Source organism: Kitasatospora sp. NPDC054795 (genome assembly GCF_053611565.1).
The window spans coordinates 26,114-40,761 of the sequence record NZ_JBSHAP010000052.1; the positions used below are offsets into that span (position 1 = coordinate 26,114).

General features: G+C 73.3%; 15 protein-coding genes. 9 read left to right on the plus strand and 6 right to left on the minus strand.

What is annotated here, in order from left to right:
- The first annotated feature begins 493 nt into the window (after window positions 1–493).
- Window positions 494–946, plus strand: coding sequence for a GatB/YqeY domain-containing protein (locus ACWGJO_RS20085; protein ID WP_452185492.1), 453 nt, complete (start codon window positions 494–496; stop codon window positions 944–946).
- A 178-nt stretch (window positions 947–1,124) separates the two neighbouring features.
- On the opposite strand, the gene ACWGJO_RS20090 is transcribed toward ACWGJO_RS20085, so the two are convergent.
- A complete protein-coding gene (locus tag ACWGJO_RS20090) occupies window positions 1,125–3,485 on the minus strand; it encodes a transglycosylase domain-containing protein (RefSeq protein WP_452185494.1) in 2,361 nt (786 codons plus the stop codon).
- 423 nt (window positions 3,486–3,908) lie between these two features.
- On the opposite strand from ACWGJO_RS20090, the gene ACWGJO_RS20095 reads away from it, so the two are divergent.
- Window positions 3,909–4,232 (plus strand): WhiB family transcriptional regulator, encoded by a 324-nt coding sequence (locus ACWGJO_RS20095; protein ID WP_030240986.1) that lies wholly within the window; start codon window positions 3,909–3,911, stop codon window positions 4,230–4,232.
- Window positions 4,233–4,279: 47 nt separating this feature from the next.
- Here ACWGJO_RS20095 and ACWGJO_RS20100 read toward each other — a convergent pair whose 3' ends face one another.
- Both ACWGJO_RS20100 and ACWGJO_RS20105 read right to left on the minus strand, forming a co-directional pair.
- Window positions 4,280–5,452, minus strand: coding sequence for an ArsA family ATPase (locus ACWGJO_RS20100; RefSeq protein WP_359905699.1), 1,173 nt, complete (start codon window positions 5,450–5,452; stop codon window positions 4,280–4,282).
- Window positions 5,449–6,522 (minus strand): ArsA-related P-loop ATPase, encoded by a 1,074-nt coding sequence (locus ACWGJO_RS20105; protein ID WP_452185496.1) that lies wholly within the window; start codon window positions 6,520–6,522, stop codon window positions 5,449–5,451. The genes ACWGJO_RS20100 and ACWGJO_RS20105 overlap by 4 nt, the downstream gene beginning before the upstream one ends.
- A gap of 244 nt (window positions 6,523–6,766) precedes the next feature.
- Here ACWGJO_RS20105 and ACWGJO_RS20110 point away from each other — a divergent pair, with 244 nt between their 5' ends.
- The 5 genes from ACWGJO_RS20110 to ACWGJO_RS20130 all read left to right on the plus strand — a co-directional run bounded on the left by ACWGJO_RS20110 (window position 6,767) and on the right by ACWGJO_RS20130 (window position 9,479).
- On the plus strand, window positions 6,767–6,925 hold the full coding sequence (locus ACWGJO_RS20110; RefSeq protein ID WP_094743074.1) for a DUF4177 domain-containing protein: 159 nt from the start codon (window positions 6,767–6,769) through the stop codon (window positions 6,923–6,925).
- Window positions 6,922–7,389, plus strand: coding sequence for a RidA family protein (locus tag ACWGJO_RS20115; protein ID WP_380541469.1), 468 nt, complete (start codon window positions 6,922–6,924; stop codon window positions 7,387–7,389). The genes ACWGJO_RS20110 and ACWGJO_RS20115 overlap by 4 nt, the downstream gene beginning before the upstream one ends.
- A gap of 115 nt (window positions 7,390–7,504) precedes the next feature.
- Window positions 7,505–8,371 carry an NUDIX hydrolase gene (locus tag ACWGJO_RS20120; RefSeq protein WP_359905707.1) on the plus strand — a complete coding sequence of 289 codons (867 nt, stop codon included), beginning with the start codon at window positions 7,505–7,507 and terminating at the stop codon, window positions 8,369–8,371.
- A 104-nt stretch (window positions 8,372–8,475) separates the two neighbouring features.
- A complete protein-coding gene (locus tag ACWGJO_RS20125; protein WP_452185498.1) occupies window positions 8,476–8,649 on the plus strand; it encodes a hypothetical protein in 174 nt (57 codons plus the stop codon).
- A complete protein-coding gene (locus ACWGJO_RS20130) occupies window positions 8,646–9,479 on the plus strand; it encodes an MBL fold metallo-hydrolase (RefSeq protein WP_452185500.1) in 834 nt (277 codons plus the stop codon). Before ACWGJO_RS20125 ends, ACWGJO_RS20130 begins: the two co-directional genes overlap by 4 nt.
- A 119-nt stretch (window positions 9,480–9,598) precedes the next feature.
- Here the strand turns inward: ACWGJO_RS20130 and ACWGJO_RS20135 are convergent, their stop codons facing one another.
- The 3 genes from ACWGJO_RS20135 to ACWGJO_RS20145 all read right to left on the minus strand — a co-directional run bounded on the left by ACWGJO_RS20135 (window position 9,599) and on the right by ACWGJO_RS20145 (window position 12,121).
- The gene (locus ACWGJO_RS20135; RefSeq protein WP_030288117.1) at window positions 9,599–10,273 is read right to left on the minus strand and encodes a Crp/Fnr family transcriptional regulator; all 675 of its coding nucleotides are present in this window, start codon (window positions 10,271–10,273) and stop codon (window positions 9,599–9,601) included.
- A gap of 356 nt (window positions 10,274–10,629) precedes the next feature.
- The gene (locus ACWGJO_RS20140; RefSeq protein WP_452185502.1) at window positions 10,630–11,247 is read right to left on the minus strand and encodes an RraA family protein; all 618 of its coding nucleotides are present in this window, start codon (window positions 11,245–11,247) and stop codon (window positions 10,630–10,632) included.
- Window positions 11,248–11,332: 85 nt separating this feature from the next.
- Window positions 11,333–12,121 (minus strand): alpha/beta fold hydrolase, encoded by a 789-nt coding sequence (locus tag ACWGJO_RS20145; protein ID WP_452185504.1) that lies wholly within the window; start codon window positions 12,119–12,121, stop codon window positions 11,333–11,335.
- A 171-nt stretch (window positions 12,122–12,292) separates the two neighbouring features.
- Between ACWGJO_RS20145 and ACWGJO_RS20150 the strand changes: the two genes are divergently transcribed.
- Both ACWGJO_RS20150 and ACWGJO_RS20155 read left to right on the plus strand, forming a co-directional pair.
- Window positions 12,293–14,059 carry an FUSC family protein gene (locus ACWGJO_RS20150; RefSeq protein WP_452185505.1) on the plus strand — a complete coding sequence of 589 codons (1,767 nt, stop codon included), beginning with the start codon at window positions 12,293–12,295 and terminating at the stop codon, window positions 14,057–14,059.
- A gap of 42 nt (window positions 14,060–14,101) precedes the next feature.
- Entirely contained in the window at window positions 14,102–14,602 is a 501-nt protein-coding gene (locus ACWGJO_RS20155; RefSeq protein WP_452185507.1) for a MarR family winged helix-turn-helix transcriptional regulator, read from the plus strand.
- The last annotated feature ends 46 nt before the right edge of the window (window positions 14,603–14,648 follow it).

Below are 14,648 nucleotides of genomic sequence, written 5' to 3' on the forward strand. Positions count from 1 at the left end.
CGGCAGTGTGCCAGTGCCGTGGAATAATGAATCGGGGACGTGATGACGGGTTGTCGCAGTTGTTCGTGGCGGTCTTCGGCGATGATTCGACGGTGATTCGAGGTGAGGTGATCGCCGCCATCGGCTGCTCAAGCGACGCGCGAACGAGTGTACTACGCGGACTATTTTCGGCGAAGCGGTCACAGCGTTCGATTTGCCCCTCCGGGACCGGCAACTTCGCTCCGGATCCGGCAATTTTCGGCATTGCGGCCGATATTATGCAATCATTATCGGCCACCGTGGCCGAATCCCGTCGCTTGTTCCCGGAGTCGGGCATCGATTGTTCATGGAATCGACCGCCGCCCGTTCCCGGGTCGGATCGGCGCCGTCCGGCGGGCTGTCGGGCGCCCTCGGCCGGGGTTCTCGGGGGATACTCGTTCAACTGCGGAAACCCCGGTGGACGCCCAGGGAAACCCGGTTGAGCCCACCCACAGCCGAAGGATAAGAAGAGGAAATGACAACGCTCAAGGAGCAACTGCACGAGAACCTCACGGCTGCCATCAAGGACCGGGACGAGCTGCGCGCATCCACCATCCGGCTCACGCTGGCCGCCGTCACCAGCGAGGAGGTGGCGGGCAAGCAGAAGCGCGAGCTGTCCGACGCCGATGTGCTGAAGGTGATCGGCCGCGAGGCGAAGAAGCGCCGGGAGGCGGCCGAGGCCTTCGACTCGGCGGGCCGGACGGAGCAGGCGGCCCGGGAGCGGGCCGAGGGCGAGGTGCTCGCGACCTACCTGCCCAAGCAGCTCTCCGACGAGGAACTGGCCGCGATCGTGGCGGCCGCCGTGGCCGAGAGCGGTGCGAGCGGCCCGCAGGGGATGGGCGCCGTCATGAAGCTGGTGAAGCCCAAGGTCGACGGCCTGGCCGAGGGCGGCCGGGTCGCGGCGGCCGTGAAGGCCGCCCTGGCCTGAGCCGGGTGCCCGGACGCCCCCGTGGGCGTCGGTCCGCCGGTCCCGTCCCGTCGCCCGGGTGACGCCGCCAGGTGACGCGCCGCCCGGCGATGCGCCGCCCCGGCAACACGCCGAAGGGGCGCCCTCCGCACTGGAGGGCGCCCCTTCGCCGTGTCGACCGTTCGCGGCCCGGGACGGGTCAGCCGTTCCCGTTGCCGCCGCCGTGCCGGCCGCCGTTCCCGTTCCCGTTGCCGGGGAAGGGCGGGAAGGTGAACCCGCCCGGGAAGCCGCCCGGCAGTCCACCGGGGAGCCCGCCGGGCTGGCCGCCGGGCTGACCGGGGTTGCCGCCCTGCTGCGGCGGCGCGGGGTTGCCGCCGGGCTGCGGGGCGTTCGGGTCGGTGGCCGGTGCGGTGGCGCCCGCCGGGGGAGTGGCCGGCAGTGGGTCCGGGATGTTGGCGGTCTGGATCGGCTCCAGCGGCGTTCCCTTGAGCGCCTGGTTCATCGCCATCGCCCAGATCGGGCCGGGGCCGTCGGCGCCGAACACCTCGGGGTAGTACTTGCCGCCGATGGTGATGTTCTTCATCTTGACGCCGCCGGCCGGGCCGCCGAGCCAGACCGCGGCGGCCAGCGACGGGGTGTAGCCGCTGAACCAGGCGGCCTTCTTCTCGTCGGTGGTACCGGTCTTGCCGGCGATCTTGCGGCCGTCGTCCATGGTCAGGGCGGCCGCGGTGCCCTTCTCGGTCACGTTGAGCAGGACGGCGTTGAGCGAGTCCGCGGTCTGCTCGGAGAAGGCCTGGCTGCACTGGGACTGCGGGACCGGGATGTCCTTGCCGTCCACCGTGGTGATCTTGTTGATCGCGATCGGGGTGCAGTACTTGCCGCGGGCGGCGAAGGTCGCGTAGACGTTCGCCATGGTCAGCGGGGAGAGCTCCAGGGTGCCGAGGACCATCGAGGGCACCTCCTGGAAGGCGTCGCCCTTGGCGGACTGGGTGATGCCCAGCTTGTTCGCCATCTGCTTCATCGCGCAGAGGCCGACCTGCTGCTCCATCTGCACGAAGTAGGTGTTGACCGAGCGGGCCATGGCCTCCTTCAGCTGGTACGGCCCGACCTCGCTGTCCTGCTCGTTCTTCACCGTCTCCTTGGGCTTGACGGTGTTCTTCCAGGTGCCCGAGCAGGTGGACATCTGCGGGTACTCGATCTTGTTCTCGGACGGGAACGCCTGGGTGTTCGACATGCCGGACTCCAGCGCGGCCGTGGCCAGGATCGGCTTGAAGGTCGAACCGGTCTGGAAGCCGTTGCCGCCGCCCATCGCGGCGTCCACGTTGAGGTTGACGACGGTCTGGTTCTTGTTCGGGTCCAGGCCGTACGGGCGGGTCTGGGCCATCGCCAGGATCTTGCCGCTGCCCGGCTCCATCATGGTCGCGGCGGCCGACACCGTGTCGGTCACGTTGACCTTCTTGGTGACGGCGTTCTGCGCGGCGGCCTGCTTGTCCGGGTCCAGCGTGGTGTAGATGTTCAGGCCGCCGGTGTTCCACACCTTCTTGCGCTCGTCGGCGTTCTTGCCGAAGGCCGGGTCCTGCTTGACCACGTGGCGGACGTAGTCGCAGAAGAAGCCCATGCCGGCCTGGGCGGTGATGCAGCCGTTCTGCGGGTCCTTGTACTTCAGGCCCAGCGGGGCGGCCTTCGCCTCCTTCGCCTGGTCGGCGGTGATGTGCTTGTTCTCCAGCATCTTGTCGATCACGACGTTGCGGCGCTTGACCGTGTTCTCCGGGTAGCGCACCGGGTCGTAGGACGACGGGTTCTGCACCATGCCGGCCAGGGTGGCGGCCTCGGCGACGGTCAGGTCCTTGTTGCTCTTGCTGAAGTAGCGCTGGGAGGCGGCCTCGACCCCGTAGGCCTGGTGGCCGTAGAAGGTGATGTTGAGGTAGTTGGTGAGGATCTGGTCCTTGGACAGGTCCTCCTCCAGCTTGATGGCGACCTTGAGCTCCTGGATCTTGCGGCCCAGGGTCTTGCGCTGGGCCTCCAGGACGGCCGCCTGGTCGTCGCCGGCCTTCTCCACGTTGACGTTCTTCACGTACTGCTGGGTCAGGGTGGAGGCGCCCTGGGAGGCGGTGCCGCTCTCCGCGTTCTTGCTGACCGCGCGGAGGATGCCCTTGAGGTCGACGGCGCCGTGCTCGTAGAAGCGGGCGTCCTCGATGTCCACCTGGGCGTGGCGCATGAACGGCGACATCTGATCGGCGGTCAGAACCGTGCGGTCGCGCTCGTAGACCTTGGCGATCAGCCCGCCCTTGGCGTCGAAGATCTGGGTGGCCTGGGTGAGCGGCGGGGTCTTGAAGTCGTCCGGGATGTTGTCGAAGCTCTCCGCCGTGTCCTTGGCGGTCAGCCCGATGGCGCCGACGGCGGGCAGGGCGAGACCGGCCAGCAGGACTCCGGAGAGCACGCTGACGCCCAGGAACTTCACGCCGTTGCCGGCGTGCTCCAACGGTGATCCGCCGGTCCTGCCGCGCGGAGCTCCGGTGTTGCCTGGGGGCTGGGGTGCCTGTGGGCGCTTCGGTGCCATGGGGAGAACCCTACGTCGCGGATTCCCGCACACAGCGGCAGGCGTTCGCCTAGGCTTGTCACAAGCTTGCGACAGCTTCGGTGCGTCAACATCGCTCACTCTTGTGGGCGAGGAGACTTGCCCGAAATACCCCGTGATGGCCGGGTTTTGAGGCAGCTGTGGCCTGCTGTACCCGTGTGTTCAGTCACGCTCCGTGGTGACTCCTGTGGCGAGAGTACGGGCTCCGCTTTTGGCAAGGCGTGCGACCTGCGATCACTCCAACGAGTGAGCTGATCGATACCCATAGTCCAATCGGGTCATTCGAGATTGAGCCCGAAGGGGCTGTTGCAAGCTGTCGTTCTTCCGTAACGTCCTCAACTGGCAACGGTGAATATGCCGTTGCCGCCGTGGGGGAGCCTCGAAACGGGAGAGGACGGCGCCGGCATGGGCTGGGTTGACGACTGGAGTGCGCAGGCCGCCTGCCGCACGAGTGATCCGGACGAACTGTTCGTCCAGGGGGCGGCGCAGAACCGCGCGAAGGCGGTGTGCAGCGGCTGCCCCGTCCGGACGGAGTGCCTCGCGGACGCCCTGGACAACCGGGTGGAGTTCGGGGTGTGGGGCGGGATGACGGAGCGCGAGCGCCGTGCGCTGCTGCGCCGACGCCCGACCGTCATCTCGTGGCGGAGGCTGCTGGAGACGGCACGCACCGAGTACGAGGAGTCCCTCGCGACCGGAGTGATACTGACGGACTACGCCCAGGCGGGCTGAGCCCGGCCGCACCGCGCGGTCCGGGCCGGTCGGCCCCCGGGCACGGGCTACACCGCGCCGTTGAGCCGGTCCCCGATGGCCCGGAGCCCGTCCAGGTCGTGCACGTCGCCCGGCAGCGCCGGTACCTCCACGATCGGCACGTCCGGGTACACCGAGACGAAGCGGTCGCGGGTGCGGCGTTCGCGCCCCATGATCTGCATCCGCTCGGCGTGCAGTCGCAGCAGCCCGGCCGCGAGCAGTTCCGCAGCGGGCGAGGCGTGCTCCGAGCCGTTCTCCTCCAGGGCCTCGGCGGCCGCCAGCGCCCGCTCCGCGGTGAGCTGCGGTGCCCCCGTGTCGTGCACCCGGTTGAGCACCAGCCCGGCCAGCGGCATCCGGTCCGCGGCCAGCCGGTCCACGAAGTACGCCGCCTCGCGCAGCGCGTCCCGCTCCGGCGCGGCCACCACCAGGAACGCCGTGCCCGGCGCCTTGAGCAGCTGGTACGTGCGGTCCGCGCGCTCCCGGAAGCCGCCGAACATCGAGTCCATCGCGCTGACGAAGGTCTGCACGTCGGTCAGCAGCTGAGCACCGAAGATCTTGCCCAGGGTGCCGGTGAGCAGTCCCATCCCGACGTTCAGGAAGCGCATCGCGCTGCGCCCGCCGACCTTGGCCGGGGCGGTGAGGATCCGGATCACCCGGCCGTCCAGGAAGGACCCGAGCCGGTTGGGCGCGTCCAGGAAGTCCAGCGCCGAGCGGGACGGCGGGGTGTCCACGACGATCAGGTCCCACTCCTCGGCGGCGCGCAGCTGACCGAGCTTCTCCATCGCCATGTACTCCTGCGTGCCCGCGAAGCCGGCCGACAGGGACTGGTAGAAGGGGTTCTCCATGATCGCCTTGGCCCGTTCGGGCTCGGCGTGGGCCAGCACGACCTCGTCGAAGGTCCGCTTCATGTCCAGCATCATGGCCTGGAGCTCGCCGTCGCCGGTGACCCCCTTGACCACCCGGGGGGTGTTGTCGAGTTCGGTCAGGCCCATCGACTGGGCGAGCCGGCGGGCCGGGTCGATGGTCAGCACCACGACCTTGCGGCCGCGCTCGGCCGCCCGCAGGCCGAGTGCCGCGGCGGTGGTGGTCTTGCCGACGCCACCGGAGCCGCAGCAGACGATGATCCTGGTCTTCGGGTCGTCGATCAGCTCGTCCACCGCGAGTCGCCGCCCGGTGCTCCGCACCCCGCTGTTCGAGGTCATGCCGCCCCCTGCCGCTTCAGTTCGCCCGCCAGCCGGTACAGCCCGCCGAGGTCCACGCCCTCGCCCAGCAGCGGCAGTTCGTACGTCGGGAGCCGCAGCTGCTGGATGTCGGCGCGCTGCGCGCGCTCCAGCTCGACCCGCTCGGCGTGCTCCCTGGCCTGCGCCAGCAGGGGGTCGATCAGCGGCTCCACCGCCGCCCGGACCTTCTCCGGGGCGCGCGTGCGGCCGCCGAGCCCGGCCTCGCCGAGCGCCACGGCGACCTCCTCGCGGTGGTCCCCGTCCACCGCGGCCACCGCCGCCGCGTCCAGCACCGGCGGCCGGACCATGTTGACCATCACCCCGCCCACCGGGAGCTTCATCTCGCGCAGCTCCCCGATGCCGTCGACCGTCTCCTGCACCGGCATCTCCTCCAGCAGGGTGACCAGGTGCACCGCGGTCTCCGGCGACTTCAGCACCCGCATCACGGCCTGCGCCTGGGTGTGTATCGGGCCGATCCGGGCCAGCCCGGCGACCTCCGCGTTGACGTTCAGGAACCTGGTCAGCCGCCCGGTCGGCGGGGCGTCCATGACCACCGCGTCGTAGCGCCGCCGGCCGTCCGGGTCCTTGCGCCTGGTCGCCTCGCAGGCCTTGCCGGTGAGCAGGACGTCCCGCACACCGGGCGCGATGGTGGTGGCGAAGTCGACGAAGCCGACCTTCTGGAGCGCCTTCCCGGCCCGGCCGAGCTTGTAGAACATCTCCAGGTACTCCAGCAGCGCCAGCTCGGTGTCGATCGCCAGCGCGAAGACCTCGCCGGGCCCGCCCCCACCGGCGGCCAGCCCCAGCTGGGCGCGGGAGACCGAGGCGATCCGGCGCTCCTCGTACGGCAGCGCGGCGATCCCGAACAGCTCGGCGATGCCCTGCCGGCCCTCGACCTCGATCAGCAGCACCCGTCCGCCGTCGGCGGCGAGCGCCAGGGCCAGTGCCGCGGCCAGCGTGGTCTTCCCGGTGCCGCCCTTGCCGCTGACCACGTGCAGCCGGACGCCCTCCCAGTCGGGGTCGCGCCGGGCCGCCTGGCCGGGGGTGCGTGCCACGCTCCGTCTCCGTCCGTCTCCGTCCTACGGGCGTCCCCTCCTGACGAGGGTGCCCCTCACCAGGGTCCCCTCCCGACGGGGGTGCCCTTCACCAGGGTGCCCTCTCGCGAGGGTAACCAGGGAGCGCACCGGATGCCCGGAGCACCTGGGCCGTCAGGCCGGATCATGCCCTCTTTGTGCCCCACCTCACACGCCTCGCGGCCGTCGGAGCGGATCACCGCGACAGCTCGTCTAGAGTCTGGCCATGACCAAGTGGGAATACATGACGGCGCCCCTGCTGGTGCACGCCACCAAGCAGATCCTGGACAACTTCGGCGAGGACGGCTGGGAGCTCGTCCAGGTCGTGCCCGGCCCGAACCCGGAGCAGCTGGTGGCCTACTTCAAGCGGGAGAAGAACGCATGAGCAAGGTCGAGGAGAAGCTCGCCGAGCTGGGTCTGACCCTGCCTCCGGTGGCCGCCCCGGTCGCCGCCTACGTGCCGGCCGTGCACTCCGGCGACCTCGTGTTCACCTCCGGCCAGCTCCCGGTCGTCGGCGGCAAGCTGCCGACCACCGGCAAGGTCGGTGCCGAGGTCTCCCCGGAGGAGGCCAAGGACCTCGCGCAGATCTGCGGGCTGAACGCCCTGGCCGCCGTGAAGTCCGTGATCGGCGACCTCGACCGGATCGAGCGGGTCGTCAAGGTCGTCGGCTTCGTCGCCGCCGCCCCCGACTTCATCGGTGTCCCGGCCGTCGTCAACGGCGCCAGCGAGCTGCTCGGCAAGGTGCTGGGCGACGCGGGCGTGCACGCCCGCAGCGCCGTCGGCGTCGCCGTGCTGCCGCTGGACGCCCCGGTCGAGGTCGAGCTCGTGGTGCGCGTCAAGACCGTCTGAACGTGATCGCGGGGGCGGGGCCGGGACTGTCCGGCCCCGCCCCCGTGTGGCCGGAGTGTGTCCGATCGATCCGTGAGCCTGGCGGGAATCGCCGGGCACGCCCTAGCATCCGGGCATGGACCATCGAGCGACGACGCTCCCGATGCCGCCCGGCTGGCCCGCCCGGATCCGGGCGGTCGCATCCGGCGCGGTGACCCCGCCGGTGCCCAGGCCCGCCGCGACCGTCGTGCTGCTGCGCGACGCCGCCGGGGGGCCGGAGGCCTACCTGTTGCGCAGGCGTACCTCGATGGCCTTCGCGGCCGGGATGTACGCCTACCCCGGCGGCGGGGTGGACCCGCGGGACGCCGAGGTCGAGCCGGGCTGGGCCGGGCCGACGCCCGGGGAATGGGCGCGACGGCTCGGGGTGGACGCCCGGACGGCGCGGGCGGTGGTCTGCGCGGCCGTCCGGGAGACCTTCGAGGAGGCCGGCGTGCTGCTGGCCGGCCCGGACGCCGACAGCGTCGCCGCGCCGCGCGACTGGTCCGCCGAGCGGGCCGCGCTGGAGGCGCACGAGCTGTCCTTCGCCGAGTTCCTCCGCGACCACGGCCTGGTGCTGCGCAGCGACCTGCTGGGCGGCTGGGCCCGCTGGATCACCCCCGAGTTCGAGGAACGGCGCTACGACACCTGGTTCTTCGTCGCCGCGCTGCCGGCCGGCCAGCGCGCGGCCCTGGAGGTCGGCGAGGCCGACCGGGTCGCCTGGCTGACCCCCGCCGAGGCGGTGCGCGGCCACCGGGAGGGCCGGTTCGGCATGCTGCCGCCGACCGTGACGGTGCTGCGCGAGCTGTCCTCGGCCCGGACCGCGGCCGAGGCACTGGCCGCGGCCGCCGACCGCCCGCTGACGCCGGTCCTGGGCCGGGCCGAGATCCGCGGCGACCGCCTGACGGTCCGCTGGCCCGGCTACCAGGAACTGACCATCGACGGGGAGTTCCCCGAGGGCTCCTGACCGTTCCACCGGTGGGGCCACCCGGGCCCCCGTACCGGCTGCGGGTCGTACACCCCGCAGGACGCGACCTTCCCGTACCGACGCAGAGAGAGGACCGACGCCCGATGACCCACAACGACGTGGCTCGCCGGACGGCGCCCGAGATGCCCGCCCGCCGTCTGACTCCCCGTGACCCCGCCTGCGAGAGCCAGGTCCCGTTCGTCGAGGTGGCGCAGCGCGCCCTCGTCCGGGCACTGCCGCTGCGGGCCCTGCACCGAGAGGGCGGAGGCGGCCGGTGAGCGGACTCCTGCCGGGCGACCCCGCCGCCGCCGTCGGCGGCGAGGCCACCCCTCGGGCGCTGTGCGTGCTGGCACCGAACCCGTCGCCGATGACGCTGGACGGCACCAACACCTGGCTGCTCTCCGAGCCCGGCTCGGACCTCGCGGTGGTGATCGACCCGGGCCCGCTGCACGAGGGCCACCTGCGCCGGGTGGTCGACCTCGCGCGGGAGCGGGGCAAGCGGATCGCGCTGACCCTGCTCACCCACGGCCACGCCGACCACTCCGAGGGCGCGGCCCGCTTCGCCGAGCTGACCGGCTCCGAGGTGCGGGCCCTGGACCCGGCGCACCGGCTGGGCTCGGAGGGCCTGGTGGGCGGCCAGCGCCTGGACGTCGGCGGCCTCGACCTGCGGGTGGTGGCCACCCCGGGGCACACCTCGGACTCGCTGACCTTCCACCTGCCGGACGACGGCGCGGTGCTCACCGGCGACACCGTGCTCGGCCGCGGCACCACGATGGTCGCGCACCCCGACGGCCGGCTGGGCGACTACCTGGACTCGCTGCGCCGGCTGCACACCATGGCCTCCGACCACGGCGTGCGCACGGTGCTGCCCGGCCACGGCCCGGTGCTCGCGGACGCGCTGGGCGCCGTCGACTTCTACCTGGCCCACCGGGCCGCCCGGCTCGCCCAGGTGGAGACCGCGGTCGAGGCGGGCTGCCGGACCGCGCCCGAGGTGGTGGCCCGGGTCTACTCCGACGTGGACCGGGCGCTGTGGCCGGCCGCCGAGCTGTCGGTGCGGGCCCAGCTGGACTACCTGGAGGACCACGGGCTGATCCCGGGCGCCGAGTGATCCCCTGAAACGCGGGAACTGCGGGGGTGAACGCGGAGGGGCCCGTCCGGATTGGACGGGCCCCTCCACGTTGGCGGGCGTCAGCGGCGTTCGCCGACGTCAGCGGCGTTTCACCGGCGTCAGCGCGAGCGGCGCGACAGCCGCTCGACGTCCAGCAGCACCACCGCGCGGGCCTCCAGCTTCAGCCAGCCGCGGCCGGCGAAGTCGGCGAGCGCCTTGTTGACCGTCTCGCGGGAGGCGCCGACCAGCTGGGCCAGCTCCTCCTGGGTGAGGTCGTGGGCGACGTGGATGCCCTCCTCGGACTGCACGCCGAACCGGCGGGAGAGGTCCAGCAGGGCCTTGGCGACGCGGCCGGGCACGTCGGAGAAGACCAGGTCGGACATCACGTCGTTGGTGCGGCGCAGGCGGCGGGCGATGGCCCGCAGCAGCGCGATGGAGACCTCGGGGCGGGCGTGCAGCCAGGGCTGGAGGTCGCCGTGGCCGAGGCCCAGCAGCTTGACCTCGGTCAGCGCGCTGGCGGTCGCGGTGCGCGGACCCGGGTCGAACAGCGACAGCTCGCCGATCATCTCGCTGGGGCCGAGCACGGCCAGCATGTTCTCGCGGCCGTCCGGCGAGGCACGGTGCAGCTTGACCTTGCCCTCCGCCACGACGTACAGCCGGTCGCCCGGGTCGCCCTCGTGGAACAGCGACTCCCCACGGGCGAGGGTGACCTCGGTCATGGAAGCGCGCAGCTCGCCGGCCTGTTCGTCGTCGAGTGCCGCGAAGAGTGCGGCGCGCCGCAGAACGTCGTCCACGTGCTTCCTCCTTCTCGGCCGTACGGCGGGTGGGCCGTCCGGCGCAAGTTCCGTTCAGTGTTCTGCATCACCAAGCATGGCGCATGTCGCTCCGATCATATGAGGAGGGGGTGTGCCGAGGTGCGCCGTGCGGGGCCATTCGTACCGGCGGATCACCGGCCGGACCCGGTGACGGGAGCCCGGGGGAGGCCGTCGGTCGAACCTTTGTCCATTCGATTCGAACAGGGAAACGGGCCCCGTCGCGCGGGCGTGTCCCGCCGCCGGACCGCCCGGCGACGAGCGCCGCCGGAGCCCCTCGGTCCGTCCGGCTCAGGGGCCGGGCGGACCGAGGGGCGGACCGTACCGGAGCCGGGCGATCAGCCGGTGAAGCCCAACTCGGCGAGGGCCCGGTCGATCCGGGCGCGGTGCGCGGCCTCCCAGTCGTCCAGGGTCTCGGCCGCCTCCTTGGCCAGCTTCGCCCGGGCCGCCTCCAGGACCCGCGCCCGCTCGGCGGCGGGCACCACCACGACGCCCTCCTCGTCGGCCACCACGATGTCGCCGGCTGCCACCGACACCCCGGCGCAGGTCACCGGGGCGCCGTGGGTGCCCAGCCGCTCCTTCGCCCCGGGGATCGGGATCACCCCGCGGGCGAAGACCGGGAAGGCCGGCTCCCGCACCTCGGCGAGGTCCCGGATCAGGCCGTCGGCCACGAACGCCGCCACGCCCCGGCGCTGCGCCACCGCGCAGACGTTGCCGCTGGCCAGCGCGTGGTCCAGGTCGCCGGACTCCACCACGATCACCGAGCCGGGCCCGGCCCGGTGGATCGCCGCGTGCAGCATCAGGTTGTCGCCGGGCGGGCACCGCACGGTGAAGGCCGGTCCGGCCACCCGGGGCATGCCCGTCCACAGCGGGCGCAGGCCGGCGTCCATGACCTGGGCGCGGCCCAGGACGTCGGCCGGGGTGGTGGTGGGGATGTCCTTGAAGTCCTCGTCCATGCTTCCTCGTCCGTCGGGTGGTCGTGCGCCGGAGAAGCGACGCCGGTGATCGTCGGAAGACCAGACGGTGCCCCCGGGCCGCGCGTCAGGCGTAGAACTTCAGCAGTTCCGGCGCCAGCACCTCGGCGGACACCTCGTGGGTCTGGCCGTCCAGCGTCCGGTACTCGGCGTCCGGCACGGCCGCCGCCACCGCGCGGGCCGGGGCCCGCAGCGTCTCCGGGCTGGCGCCGCCGTCCAGGACCAGGGTCGGCACGGCGATCGTGGCCAGCAGGTCGACCGGGACGACCGCGCCGGTCCGGTCGCCGAGCGCCGCCGCGTCGTACGCCAGGGTCGGTGCGACCGCCTCGAACAGCGGCCACACCGGCGCGCCGCGCATCCCGTCCACCATCTCCGCCGGCGTCCCGGCGTAGACCATGAGGGCCGCGACCGCGTCCCCGCGGCGCCCCTCGGCGAGTGCCGCCGTCAGCTCGGCGACGTAGTGGCGGAAGCGCTCGCTCTGCGCCTCCCCGGTGCTGAACGGCGGCTCGTAGACGGCGAGCCGGGTGATGCCGGTGCCCGCGGCGGCGGCCCGCAGCGCGAGTGCGGCGCCGGAGGAGTGGGCGAGGACGTGGGCCGAGCCGCCCGCCGCCGCGATGACGGCGGCCAGGTCCTCGATCTCGCGCTCCACCGCGAAGGGCGGGGTGTCCCCGCTGTCGCCGCGACCGCGCCGGTCGTAGGTCCACACGGTGTGCCGCGCCGCCAGCTGTTCGGCGATCGAGGCGCTCGGCCCCATGCCGCGGTGGCACAGCGCGCCGTCGACCAGGACGACGGCGGGGCCGGACCCGGTGACGGAGCAGGCGAGGACGGTGCCGTCGGTGGAGACCACGGTGTTCATGGGTGTTCCTTGCTGTCGTACGAATCGGTCGTGGAGGTAGACCGGGGTTCGCCGCAGAACTCATCGCTCCGGCCGAAACTTTCTTCCGGACCTTCCGGACCCTCCGGACCCCTGTGGCGAGGTGTCCGAGCGCATATGTTTCACGGGTAAATTACCTGCTAACCTTTTTGCATGGTCACAACCGCCCAGTTCCGCCAGGCACTTCGGGTCGGTCCGGCCGGGGACGGCTGGCACAAGCCCGCGCTCTGCGCCGTGGTCACCCTCGGCGCGCTCAACCTCACCCTGCTCGGCCTCGGCCGGCTCGACCTCGCCCTCTACACCTCGGCCGGCGGCCTGGGTGCGCTGTACGGGCACGGCCTGCCCTACCGGGCCCGGGCCCGGACGCTGGCCGGCGTGCTGCTCGGCACCGTGCTCAGCACCGGCGCCGCCCTCACCGCCGCCGCACTGACCCGCGACGCCGCCGTCCTGGTCGCGGTGGCGGCGGTGCTCGCCGCCCTGCACAAGCTGCTCTGCGACGCCGCCCGGATCGGCCCGCCCGGCAGTCTGATCATCACTTTCACCTCCGCCAGCTGCGCCTTCCTCCCGCAACGGCTCGCCGAGGTCCCGCCGCACCTGGCGCTCACCGCGCTCGGCGCCGCGCTGGCCTGGCTGGTCTGCATGGCCCCGGCCCTGGTGCGCCCGTACGGGCCCGAGCGGATCGCCACCGCCCGCGCCCTGGAGGCCGCCGCCCGGCTGCTGCGGACCGGGCCCGGCCGCCCGGACGCCGCCGCCCGAACCGCCCTGGTCGGCGCGGTCGAGGCGGCCTGGCAGAGCCTCGCACTCTCCACCCCGTCCCGGCGGCGCGCCCTCGGCGACGCGCCCGAGCGGCTGCTGGTGCGCGCGGAGGCCGCACTGGCCGGACCGGCCCGGCCCGAGGACGCCGCGCGGTACCTCGACCTGGCCCGCGACCTGCGGCGCGGCCGCCCGCTGCCGACGCTCGACCTCACCGAGGCGGAGGCGGCCGAGCCTTCCGCCCGCCGTCCCGGCCCCCGGCCGCCGCTCCGGCGGGCGCTGCGGCCCGGCTCGGCGCTGCTGCCGATCGCGCTGCGGGTCGCCGTCGGCTGCGCCGGTGCCGGGTGGATCTCGCTGGCGCTCGGCGTCGGCCGGCCGTACTGGGCGGTGGTCACCGCGGCCTCGGTGTTCCAGGCCAACAGCGCGCTGTCCTGGCAGCGCGCGCTGCAGCGGGTGCTGGGCAACCTGCTCGGCCTGCTGCTGTTCACCGCCGCGCTGCCCGTCGCGCACACCGGCCCGGTGGCGATGATCGGGCTCGGGCTGGTCTGCCAGTTGGGGGCGGAGGCGACGATCGCCCGCAGCTACTGGCTGGCGACGGTCTTCGTGACCCCGATGGCGCTGCTGATGACGGAGTTCGCGGGCCCGCAGCCGGCCGGGGCGCTGATCGCCGACCGCTGGCTGGACACCTGCGTCGGGGCGCTCGCCGGCCTCGCGGCCTGCCTGCTGGTCACCAACCGCCGCGCCGCCGCCCGGCTGACCCGCGCGCTCGCCGGAGCGGAAGCGGCCGGCCACCGCGCGTCGGCCGCCGTCCGCGCCGCCTCGCCCGCCTCGCCCGCCTCGCCCGCCTCGCCCGCCTCGCCCGTCCCGGGGGTCCGGGCCGTCGCGGGCGCCCTCGCCGCGAGCACCCCGGACGCCCTCGCCGCCCGAACCGGCCTCGCCGCGGCCCTGCTGGAACTGCGCGAGGCCACCGACACCGCCGCCGGCGAGTGGCGCCGACCCGCCCTCCCGCACCAGCGCGCCACCGCCACCGAGCAGCAGGCCCACCGCCTGCTGGCCGCGCTGCTGGAACACCGCGGCCGCGGCGGCGTGCCCGATCCCGGCCCGACCCTGCCGGACACGGCCCGGGCCGCGACGGGCACGGCCGGGGCCGTGATCGGCACGCCCTAGGATCGAAGCCGATCGGCAGGCCGCAGAACGGGAGCAGCACACGTGGAGGACGTCGTCGCAGGTGTGCTGCGCCAGTGGGAGCGGGCCTACCCGGGGCTGGACACCGGTCCGATCGCCGTCCTCGGCCGGATCAACCGCTGCGCCGCGCTGCTCCAGCAGACCCCCGACCCGCTCACCCGGGCCGGCCTCACCCGTGCCGAGTTCGACATCCTCGGCGCCCTGCGCCGCCTCGACCGAGAGCTGACCCCCACCCAGCTGGCCCGGGAGAGCTTCGCCTCCGGGGCCGCCGTCACCAAGCGCCTGCGGCTGCTGGAGGAGCGCGGCCTGGTCAGCCGCCGCACCGACGACCGGGACCGCCGGGTCGCCCACCTCGCGCTCACCGAGGAGGGCCGGACGCTGGTGGACGGTCTGATCCAGGAGCTCGTCGCCCACGACCGCGCCCTGCTGGCCGGACTCACCCCGGCCGAGCAGGACCGGCTCGCCGAGGCCCTCAGCGGCCTGCTGAACAGCCTTGAGGGGACGATCGGCCGCACCCCGGCCTGAGCCGGCGAACCGTGGCGGAGCGTCAACGGTGTTGCTCCGGCTGGAA